Here is a 10,276-nt window from a genome sequence, read left to right on the forward strand (position 1 = left end):
CTGGAGCGCACGGTCGAGGGCTTCTGGAACCGCGAATACGACGTGCTGGTCTGCACGACGATCGTCGAGACCGGTCTTGACATCTCCAACGCGAACACGCTGATCGTCGAGCGTGCCGACACCTTCGGGCTGGCCCAGCTACATCAGCTGCGCGGGCGCGTCGGGCGCAGCCGGGAGCGTGGCTACGCCTACTTCCTGTATCCGCCGGAGATGCCGCTGACCGAAACGGCCTACGACCGGCTTGCGACGATCGCCCAGAACAACGAGCTCGGCGCGGGCATGGCGGTGGCGCTGAAGGACCTCGAGATCCGCGGCGCTGGCAACGTGCTCGGCGTCGAGCAGTCCGGCCATGTCGCCGGCGTGGGCTTCGACTTGTACGTGCGGCTGGTCGGTGAGGCCGTGGAGGCCTACCGTGCGGCCGCCGACGGCAAAACCGTGGCGGCGCCCGAGGAGCCGAAGGACGTCCGCATCGACCTACCGGTGGACGCGCATCTGCCGCCGGAGTACATCGCCAGCGACCGGCTGCGGCTGGAGGGTTATCGTCGATTGGCGGCGGCGCCCGACGATGACGGGATCACCGCGGTGTTAGAGGAGCTGACCGACCGGTACGGGGCGGTGCCCGAACCTGCGGAGCGGCTGGTCGCGGTGGCGCGGCTGCGTCTGCTGTGCCGGCAGTACGGCATCACCGAGGTGTCGACGATGGGCGCCGGCGCCGGCACGACGCTGCGGCTGTCCCCGCTCACGCTGCTGGACTCCCAGCAACTTCGGCTCAAGCGGCTCTATCCGGGTGCGCACTACCGCGCCACGACCTCGACGGTGCAGGTGCCAATTCCACGGTCGGGCAGCGGGGCGGGTGCACCGCGGATCCGTGATCTTGAACTCCTCCGGATGGTTGCCGATCTGGTATCCGCACTTCATGGAAGGCCGCAGGCTGGTGTTGATATAACCAAGGCAGGGGCGGGGGACGACGCGCGAGGAGGCTAGACACGATGACAGTCGTGTTGGTGGACCCCCGCCGACCCTCGCTGGTCCCCGTCGAGGCGATCGCAATGCTGGCCGGCGACGTGCAATACACCGAAGAAATGCCGGTCAAGGTGCCGTGGTCGCTGCCTGCGGCGCGTCCGGCGCACGCCGGTGACGACGCACCGGTGTTGTTGTCGTCGGACGCCAACCACCCGACGGTTCAGGCCCGGCTGGCCGCCGGTGAGCAGTTGATTTCCGCGCCCGAACCGCAGCGCGGGGAGCGGCTGATCGATGCGGTCGCGTTGATGGACAAGCTGCGTACTAACGGACCGTGGGAGAGCGAGCAGACCCACGACTCGCTGCGGCGGTATTTGCTCGAGGAGACCTACGAGCTGTTCGACGCGGTCCGTGGCGGCAACGCCGACGAACTGCGCGAAGAGCTTGGCGACGTGTTGCTGCAGGTGCTGTTTCACGCCCGCATCGCCGAGGACGCGCCGCAGCATCCGTTCACCATCGACGACGTCGCGGATTCGCTGCTGCGCAAGCTGGCCAACCGGGTTCCCGGTGTGCTGGCCGGCGAGTCGGTCTCGCTGGAGGAGCAGATCGCGCAGTGGGACGAGCGCAAGGCCGCCGAAAAATCGCGCGGGTCGAGCCTCGACGGCGTGCCGACGGCTCAGCCCGCTTTGGCGTTGGCGCACAAGGTGATTAGCCGGGTCACCGAAGCCGGCCTGCCGGACGATCTGATTCCGCCGGCGTTGACGTCAGTCACGGTATCCGCGCAGGCTGACGCCGAAACCGTGTTACGCGCAGAAGTTTTGGAATTCATGGATGCGGTCCGCCTCGCGGAGAAGTCGATTGCCGCCGCGCGACGGGGCAGCGACGTGCCCGAGGAACTCGATGTCGCGCCGCTCGACTCCATCACCGAGGAGGAGTGGCGGACGTACCTGCCCATTGCGACCGGCGCGCAGCCGATTCCTGAACCGTCGCCGGAACAAGTGCCGGAGCCGTCGCCCGAGCAGGTGCCCGAGCCGTCGCCGACGGATGTGCCGGAGCCCGGGCCGGTGGAAGTGCCCGAGCCCGCGCCTTCCGACGTCCCCGAACCGGCGCCGGAGCGACACGAAGCTGAGCAGCCGGGAGAGCCGGTCGGCGAGCAGGCCCCCGCCGAAACGCCGCTCGTAACCGAGGATCTCAGCGCGGAAACGAACGGCGCGGCTCCGGAGGTCGTCGAAGCACCAGGCGATCAGCCGGATCGCGTCGAACCGCAGTAGTAGCAACCCACCCGACGGCCGCACTGTAGATCACGAGCCGCATATCACGAGCCGCGCGGTGATTTGTCCCGCGCTAGCTCGTGACGCTCTGCGCTGCCTGCGCGGTGGCCGCCAACGCGGCCAGGTGGTCGTCCACCGACCTCAGACCGGCGCCCATGGTATTTACTGATACGTGAGTGGCGCCCGCTTCGGCCCAGCGGCGCAGGGCTTCGGCCGTTTCATCCGCGTCACCGCCCCCTGAGATGCGCCCTTCCATGGCGATGCTGGCCGGATCCCTTCCCGCCTCGACGGCGGCGCGACGCACCAGCTCCAGGGCCTCGTCAAGCTGCGGCCCCGGCTGCATCTGGGGGAACCACCCGTCCGCGAGCCGACCGGTCCGTCGATAGGCGCGCGGTGATTGTGCCCCGATCCACACCGGAATCGGCCGCTGCACCGGCAGCGGGGCCAGACCGGCGCCCGTGACGTGGTGGAACATGCCGTCGTATGTGACGCTCGTATCGGTCCAAAGCCGTCGCATCAACTCGATCTGCTCCTCGAACCGCTTGCCGCGGGTGCTGAAGTCCTCGCCGAGCGCCTCGTATTCCACGGCGTTCCAGCCGATGCCGACTCCGAGCCGAAGCCGGCCGCCGCTGAGGACGTCGACCTCCGCGGCCTGCTTGGCGACGAGCACCGCCTGGCGTTGCGGCAGGATGATGACGCCGGTCACGAGTTCCAGGGCGGTCGTCACCGCGGCCAGGTAGCCGAACATCACGAGCGGCTCGTGGAATGTGGTGTCGAGGTCGTAAGGCCCGTTCCAATTGGTGTGGACTCGCGGGTCGGCCCCGACGACGTGGTCGTAGGCCAGAATATGGCTGAATCCGAGTTCCTCGACCCGCTGCCCGTAGGCGCGCACCGCGCCGGCATCGGCTCCGATTTCGGTTTGTGGGAACACGACCCCGACCTTCATGTCACCCTCCTGGTTTTGCGCTCGCCGAATGATCCCTCGCCTCAGTGTGGTTAACTCGTGCGGCCGGGCTTCTGTTCCGGTCACCCGAACAGCGTCGAGCCCCAGTAGGCCGACGAGTCACCTTCACGCAGTCCCGGTGGACACGCGAAGACCGCGGAACCGGTGTGGGTTATGTACTCGTTGAGCGCGTCGGCGCTGGAAAGCTGGGCCTGCAACGGAATGAACTGCGTGACCGGGTTGCGGACGAACGCGATGAAGAACAGCCCCGCATCGAGATGCCCGAAGCCGTCTGAGCCGTCGGTGAAGTTGTAGCCGCGGCGCAGAATTTCGATGCCGCCGAGCTGCTCGGCCGACGCGAGCCGCACATGCGCATCGACGTCGATCAGCGGCTTGCTCCTGCCATCCCTGCTTGCCAAATCCAGGGGAGCGAACTCGTCGGTGTAGCCGTGCGGCGCCCCGCTGCCCTTCTCGCGTCCGATGACGCGTTCCTGCTCCTTGAGCGCGGTGCGGTCCCAGTTTTCGATGCGCATCCGGATCCGGCGCGTCACGAGGTAGGTGCCGCCGGTCAGCCAATCCGCTCCGTCACCGCGGGCCACCCACACGTGGTTGTTCAGCTTGTCGGTGTCCTCGGCCTTGATGTTGCGCGTTCCGTCCTTGAATCCGAATAGGTTTCGTGGCGTCTGCTGTGATCGGGTGGTTGATGATGTGCGGCCGAAGCCCAGCTGCGACCACCGCACCGCCGCGGTGCCGAACGCGACACGGGCCAGGTTGCGGATCGCGTGCACGGCGACCTGAGGGTCGTTGGCGCAGGCCTGCACGCAGATGTCGCCGCCGCAGCGGGCGGGATCCATCGTCTCGTTCGGGAACTTCGGTAGGTCCGCAAGCGGCACCGGACGCCGATCGGCCACGCCGAAGCGGTCCTTGCCATCCTTTTCGAAGAACGACGGCCCGAAGCCGATCGTCAGGGTGAGCGCCGACGCGGGCAGGTTCAGTGCCTCGCCGGTATCGGACGGCGGCGCATGCGGATTCAGGCCGACCGCGCCGTTCGGCACCGTTTCCTGCCCGGTGGTCATCCGTTCGGCTAGCCGGGTCCACTCCTTGAGCATCGAGACGACGTCGTCGCGCGAGCCGGTGGTGATGTCGAACGCGCAGAAGTGCATCCGGTCCTGCGCGGGCGTGATGATGCCGGCCTGCCGCTCGCCGCGGAACGGCACGGCACGGTGCAGGTCTTCCGGCGCGGCCTCAGCGGCAGCGGCGCGTCCTGCCCATGCGCCCGCTCCGGCAGCCCCGACAACCGCGGCTGTCACCCCGGCGGCGCCGAACAGCCGCCGTCGGGACAGCCCCTGGAAGGCCGCGGGTTCCGATGCGTTATTGGGGGGCGATGGCACCTTGCACCTGGCTCACGTCCTTCGACAGCCCGTCGATCGCGCGCGAAAGTTCCTGGCGCTGCGGCTCGGTGACGGTGTCGTACGCAACGAAGCCGTCACCCTTGCGGTAGCGGTTCAGCAGCGCCTCAACATCCTGGAACCGCTGGTCGACGCGCTTGCCGAGGTCGGCGTTGCGTTCGTCGAGGATCGGCCGGACCGAGGCCACCGCGGTCTGTGACCCCTGCACGTTCGCGTTGAAATCCCACAGGTCGGTGTGGCTGAAGACGTCCTCTTCACCGGTGATCTTGCTGATCGCGATTTCGTCGAGCAGATGTTGTGCGCCGCCGGCTATTTGGGTGGGATCGATGCTGTAGTCCGCAGCCTTCACCCCTGCGGCGAGCTCCCTTGCGTCGGCGACCAGCTGGTCGGCGATCGCGTTGGTGTCGGGCTGGAAACCCTGCGCCCACAGGTCCTTTTCGAGCCGGTGGTAGCCGGTCCACTTCTGGCCCGCCTCAAGGTTGGCCTCGCGCCGGTCGATCCGCTGGTCGAGGTCGTTGGGAAACGACTCGGCCACTGGCTCGACGCGTTCGTAGTAGGTGCGCGATGACGGGTATTGCCTCTTGGCGGAGTCGATGTCACGCGCTTTCACCGCCTCGACGAAGGCCTCTGTGGCGGCCAACATCGCGTCGGCCTGGCTGATCACGTAGCGCCTATAGTTGTCGGCGGCCTGCTTGAACCCGCCCGGCATGTCGGTCTGCAACGCTTCGCCGGTGACCTTGAAGTCCGAGCGGATGCCGTCGCCGACCATGCCGGGCTTACAGGCGGTTTGGTAGATGCCAGGGGCGTTGAGGTGAACGACGAGTTTGCGTTGCAGTCCGGGCGAGATGTTCTCCACTTCGCCCATCACGCGGTCACCCGCACCGTAAACGTAAAATTCAGTCACCTTGGTGCCGTTGTTGGTGATGATGAAGGTGCTTGGCCCGGTGGTGGTTTCCGAACCCGAAAGCTGGCAGGCGGTGTCGGAGGCGTTGACGGTGATCTGCGGGGCGCTGGCGGCACCTGGGTGGTTCGACTCCTTGGTGGTGCAGCTGGTCAGCGAGACACCGGCGAGCACCACGGCGAACACGGCGGCGCCGGCCCGGGTGTCCCCGGGGCCAAAGCGGTTCACGTAGTTGACCTTTCGGGTGTGGGCAGGGGAGCGGGAGAAGCCTTCACAGGGGCGGGGGCGGGCCGGACGAATACGAACAGCACCACGACGAGGTAGGCCAGCCACACCGTCAGTTGCAGCACCGTCGGAGTTGGTGTGATGTTGAAGACGCCCTGGACGATCTCGCCGTACCACGACGACCAGGTCATCCATGAGGTGATGTCGAAGGCCTTGCTCTGCAGGCCCGGCAGCCAGCCGATGGTCTGTAGTGCGCCGATGCCGTACGCCAGAATTCCGGCAGCCACCACGATCAAGAAGATGCCGGTGTACTTGAAGAACCTGCTCAGGTTGATGCGCACGGCGCCGGCGTACATTCCCCACGCGACGGCCGCGGCCACCGCCACGCCGATCACCAAACCGAGCAGGGGCCAGGCAGTTTCGGCCTCGGCGTAGCCCACCATGAATAGTGCCGTCTCGCCGCCTTCACGGCCCACCGCTAAAAACGCGAGCAACAGTACCGCCAGGGCGCCGGTTTCCAGCGCGCGCGACATCTCGGCGCGCAACTCACCGGAAAGCCCCGCGGCGGCCTTCCTCATCCACAGCACCATCGTCGTCACGATCGTGACCGCGACCAGCGACGCGATGCCCGCGATGGCTTCTGCCGCAAGGCCGGTAATGGTATAGGCGCTGAACACGATGACCAGAAACGTCGTGACAGTCATCGCGATCGCCGCAAGAACGCCCAGCCACACCCACTTAAGCGCATCCCGTCGATCGGACTTGACGAGAAAGGCGATAAGGACCATCACGACAATGCCTCCCTCGAGACCTTCGCGCAGACCGATCAATCCGCTGCCAAGCAGCTGTGACGAGATTTTCGGTCCGGTGGCCTGAAGACTTACCGCGATATCGACTACAGCGTTCATCGATGGTCCTTACTATGCTTAGCTAAGCAAGCCTTGCCTGCCCAAACGAAGGTGTGCCTTACCTTAGCAGCGGTGCGCCGGCGGTGGTATACCCCCGCCACTGCCGGAACCACGACAGCACCGCGGAGAAGTCATGGGACCATGGAACGACGACGACCAGAGTGGGTTGAGGAGTCGAGTGGCTCGGGTGCGTTGGCTACGACTGGTAGCCGTGGTGGGCGCGACCGCCATGTTGTTGGCGTCGAGTTGCTCTTGGCAGCTTGGTGTTCCGATACCCGACGGCGTGCCGCCGCCGGCCGGTGATCCGGTGCCAGACATCGATACTCATGCCCGCGGCCGGCCCGCCGATCAGCTGCATGAATGGGCGGCGGCGCGGGCGCCCGCGCTGGGCATGCCGGTCGAGGCTCTGGAGGCGTATGCGTACGCGGCCAGGGTCGCCGAGGTCGAGAATCCGAAATGCCATCTGGCTTGGACGACGGTGGCCGGCATCGGCCAGATCGAGAGCCACCACGGCACCTACCGCGGCGCGAAGATCGCCCCGAACGGTGACGTGACGCCGCCGATCCGGGGCGTGCGACTGGACGGGACGAACGGCAACTTGCAAATCGTTGACAACGACGGGGGGGATGTCGATGGTGACCCGGAATACGCCCGGGCGATGGGACCGATGCAGTTCATTCCCGAGACCTGGCGGCTGTACGGCGTGGACGCCAACAACGATGGTGTTGTCAGCCCGGACAATTTCGACGACGCCGCACTGTCGGCGGCGGGCTATTTGTGCTGGCGCGGAAAGGACCTGGCAACGCCGCGGGGATGGATGAACGCGTTGCGGGCCTACAACCACTCCGACCAGTACGCCCGCACCGTCCGGGATTGGGCGAAGGCATATGCCGCAGGACACCCGCTCTAGCCCGCTGTGCGCGGCCCCTGCATCTAGGCTGATGACGTCTGACGACCCACCGACGACTCAAGGAGAAGCCAGTGCCCATCATCGAGCAGGTCGGGGCCCGCGAGATCCTTGATTCGCGCGGCAATCCCACCGTCGAGGTCGAGGTTGCCCTGGTGGACGGGACCTTCGCCCGCGCGGCGGTGCCGTCGGGAGCGTCCACCGGCGAGCACGAGGCGGTCGAGTTGCGCGACGGCGCTGCCCGATACGGCGGGAAGGGCGTCGAGAAGGCCGTCGAGGCCGTGCTGGACGAGATCGCCCCGGCGGTGATCGGGTTGTCCGCCGACGACCAACGGTTGGTCGACCAGGCGTTAGTGGATCTCGACGGCACACCTGACAAGTCTCGGCTGGGCGCCAACGCAATTCTTGGCGTTTCGTTGGCGGTAGCCAAGGGTGCCGCGGAATCGGCCGGCCTGCCGTTGTTCCGCTACATCGGCGGCCCCAATGCGCATATCCTCCCGGTGCCGATGCTGAACATCGTCAATGGCGGTGCGCACGCCGACACCGGTGTTGACGTGCAGGAGTTCATGATCGCGCCGATCGGCGCGCCGAGCTTCAAGGAGGCGCTGCGATGCGGCGCCGAGGTGTACCACTCGTTGAAATCCGTTCTGAAGAAGCAAGGTCTGTCCACCGGTCTGGGGGACGAGGGTGGGTTCGCCCCCGACGTTCCCGGTACCAAGGCGGCGCTTGATCTGATCCTGTCGGCCATCGAGTCCGCCGGGTACAAGCCCGGTTCCGACGTCGCGCTCGCGCTAGATGTCGCCGCGACCGAATTCTTCACCCCCGGAAGTGGTTACGCGTTCGAGAAGGAGACGCGGGACTCAGCACAGATGGCTGAGTTCTACGCCGGCCTGCTGGACAGCTATCCGCTGGTATCCATCGAGGACCCGCTGTCGGAGGACGACTGGGACGGCTGGGTGGCGCTGACGACGTTGATCGGCGACAGGGTGCAGCTGGTCGGTGACGACCTGTTCGTCACGAATCCGGAACGACTGGAGGAGGGCATCGAACGGGGCGCCGGTAATGCCTTGCTGGTCAAGGTAAACCAAATCGGCACGCTAACCGAGACACTGGATGCAGTCGCCCTGGCGCACAATAGCGGGTACCGGACCATGATGAGCCACCGTAGCGGCGAGACCGAGGACACCACGATCGCCGACCTGGCCGTGGCGGTGGGCAGCGGCCAGATTAAGACGGGTGCGCCTGCCCGAAGCGAGCGGGTGGCTAAGTACAACCAACTGCTGCGCATCGAGGAAACGCTCGGCGACGCCGCGCGCTACGCCGGCGACCTGGCATTCCCGCGGTTCTCGGTGGGCGATGAGCCGATTGCGCGACAAGCATCCGAACAGGCCGAATAGCAAGTGCCCGAAGCGAAGCGGCCCGATCCGAAACGCCGGTCACCGGCCTCCCGTCCGACCCGGGCAGGCGATTCGGCCCGCGGCCGTCCACGCGCCGCGGCGTCCCGTCGGGAACAGCGCGAACCGCGCGAACCACGCGAACCACGCGAACCAAAGACCGTGCCGGAAGCAGTGGCGGAATCCATTACCGCCTCGGCCGAACAGCGATCCGATCAGAAACTCGGTTCCACCGCGCGGCGGGCGGCGATCCTGGCCGCGGTGGTGTGCGTGCTCACGTTGACGATCGCCGGGCCGGTGCGGACATATTTTGCTCAGCGCACGGAGATGAACCAGCTAGCGGCCAGTGAGAAGGCGCTGCGGGCGCAGATCGCGGACCTGGAACAGCAGAAGGCCAAGCTGGCCGACCCGGTGTTCATCGCGGCGCAGGCACGCGAACGGCTGGGGTTCGTGAAGCCTGGCGACATTCCGTACCAGGTTCAGCTGCCTCCGTCGGCGGCGATACCCTCGGATCAGCCGGGTGCCGCGGCGCCCGCATCACGGCCCAACGAGCCGTGGTACACGTCCCTGTGGCGCACGATCGCCGATACCCCGCACAACATTCCGTCCAATGTCGCCCCTAGCCAGCCCGCAAGTCCGCCACCGCCCCCTGCTCCCGGTGGTTGATCCCGCCGACCTCGCCGTCGTCGCTCGCCAGCTCGGCCGCGAACCGCGCGGTGTGGTGGAAGTCGCCTATCGGTGTCCGAACGGCGAGCCGGGGGTGGTGAAGACCACGCCGCGGCTGCCCGACGGCACGCCGTTCCCGACGCTGTACTGGTTGACCCACCCGGTGCTGACGGCGGCGGCGAGCCGGCTGGAATCGTCGGGCATGATGCGAGAGATGACGTCGCGTCTGGCCAACGATGCAGAGCTCGCGGCTGCTTATCGGCGGGCTCACGAGTCCTATCTCGCCGAACGTGATGCGATCGAACCGCTGGGCACGACGCTCTCCGGTGGCGGCATGCCGGACCGAGTGAAATGCCTGCACGTGTTGATCGCTCATTCGCTGGCCAAGGGACCCGGTGTGAATCCGCTGGGCGACGAGGCGCTGGCGGTGCTCGCCGGCGATCCGGCGATGGCCGGCATCCTGATCGCGGAGCAGTGGACATGACGCGCGTCGGGGCAATCGACTGCGGTACAAACTCGATTCGGCTGCTGATCGCCGACGTCGTCGACGGGCGGGTGTTCGATCTGCATCGCGAGATGCGCATCGTGCGGCTGGGCCAGGGCGTGGACGCGACGGGTGAGTTCGCGCCGGAGGCACTGGCCCGGACGCGGGCCGCACTCGGCGACTACACGGCGCTGCTGAATCGCTACCA

At 66.9% G+C, this 10,276-nt stretch carries 10 protein-coding genes and 1 pseudogene; 7 read left to right on the plus strand and 4 right to left on the minus strand.

Annotation, left to right across the window (positions count from 1 at the left end; all coding sequences use genetic code 11):
• Both VE759_RS12050 and VE759_RS12055 read left to right on the plus strand, forming a co-directional pair.
• The coding region (locus VE759_RS12050) for a TRCF domain-containing protein (RefSeq protein ID WP_324932272.1) at positions 1-984 on the plus strand (984 nt) is incomplete at its 5' end.
• A gap of 5 nt (positions 985-989) precedes the next feature.
• On the plus strand, positions 990-2,231 hold the full coding sequence (locus VE759_RS12055) for a nucleoside triphosphate pyrophosphohydrolase (protein ID WP_324932275.1): 1,242 nt from the start codon (positions 990-992) through the stop codon (positions 2,229-2,231).
• Between the two features lie 73 nt (positions 2,232-2,304).
• Here VE759_RS12055 and VE759_RS12060 read toward each other — a convergent pair whose 3' ends face one another.
• From VE759_RS12060 to efeU, 4 genes are all read right to left on the minus strand, one after another.
• Positions 2,305-3,177, minus strand: a complete 873-nt coding sequence (locus tag VE759_RS12060) for an LLM class F420-dependent oxidoreductase (RefSeq protein ID WP_324932279.1) — start codon at positions 3,175-3,177, stop codon at positions 2,305-2,307.
• 80 nt (positions 3,178-3,257) lie between these two features.
• Complete coding sequence (gene efeB / locus VE759_RS12065; protein ID WP_324932282.1) at positions 3,258-4,565, minus strand: iron uptake transporter deferrochelatase/peroxidase subunit; 1,308 nt, start codon at positions 4,563-4,565, stop codon at positions 3,258-3,260.
• Positions 4,546-5,670, minus strand: coding sequence for an iron uptake system protein EfeO (gene efeO, locus VE759_RS12070; RefSeq protein WP_414687894.1), 1,125 nt, complete (start codon positions 5,668-5,670; stop codon positions 4,546-4,548). Before efeO ends, efeB begins: the two co-directional genes overlap by 20 nt.
• A 38-nt stretch (positions 5,671-5,708) precedes the next feature.
• Positions 5,709-6,617: an iron uptake transporter permease EfeU gene (efeU, locus tag VE759_RS12075; RefSeq protein ID WP_324932288.1), complete on the minus strand. Its 909-nt coding sequence runs from the start codon at positions 6,615-6,617 to the stop codon at positions 5,709-5,711.
• A gap of 178 nt (positions 6,618-6,795) precedes the next feature.
• On the opposite strand from efeU, the gene VE759_RS12080 reads away from it, so the two are divergent.
• From VE759_RS12080 to VE759_RS12100, 5 genes and pseudogenes are all read left to right on the plus strand, one after another.
• Positions 6,796-7,527 (plus strand): lytic transglycosylase domain-containing protein, encoded by a 732-nt coding sequence (locus tag VE759_RS12080; RefSeq protein ID WP_324932291.1) that lies wholly within the window; start codon positions 6,796-6,798, stop codon positions 7,525-7,527.
• A gap of 71 nt (positions 7,528-7,598) precedes the next feature.
• Positions 7,599-8,921 (plus strand): phosphopyruvate hydratase, encoded by a 1,323-nt coding sequence (eno, locus tag VE759_RS12085; RefSeq protein WP_324932295.1) that lies wholly within the window; start codon positions 7,599-7,601, stop codon positions 8,919-8,921.
• 3 nt (positions 8,922-8,924) lie between these two features.
• Positions 8,925-9,584 carry a septum formation initiator family protein gene (locus VE759_RS12090; protein ID WP_324932298.1) on the plus strand — a complete coding sequence of 220 codons (660 nt, stop codon included), beginning with the start codon at positions 8,925-8,927 and terminating at the stop codon, positions 9,582-9,584.
• Positions 9,577-10,068, plus strand: a complete 492-nt coding sequence (locus tag VE759_RS12095; protein ID WP_324932300.1) for a DUF501 domain-containing protein — start codon at positions 9,577-9,579, stop codon at positions 10,066-10,068. The genes VE759_RS12090 and VE759_RS12095 overlap by 8 nt, the downstream gene beginning before the upstream one ends.
• Positions 10,059-10,276 (plus strand): annotated as a pseudogene (locus tag VE759_RS12100) (exopolyphosphatase); the annotation flags it as partial. The gene VE759_RS12095 and the pseudogene VE759_RS12100, both read left to right, overlap by 10 nt.

Origin of the sequence: Mycobacterium sp., assembly GCF_035640695.1 — a bacterium.
GTDB lineage: Bacteria > Actinomycetota > Actinomycetes > Mycobacteriales > Mycobacteriaceae > Mycobacterium.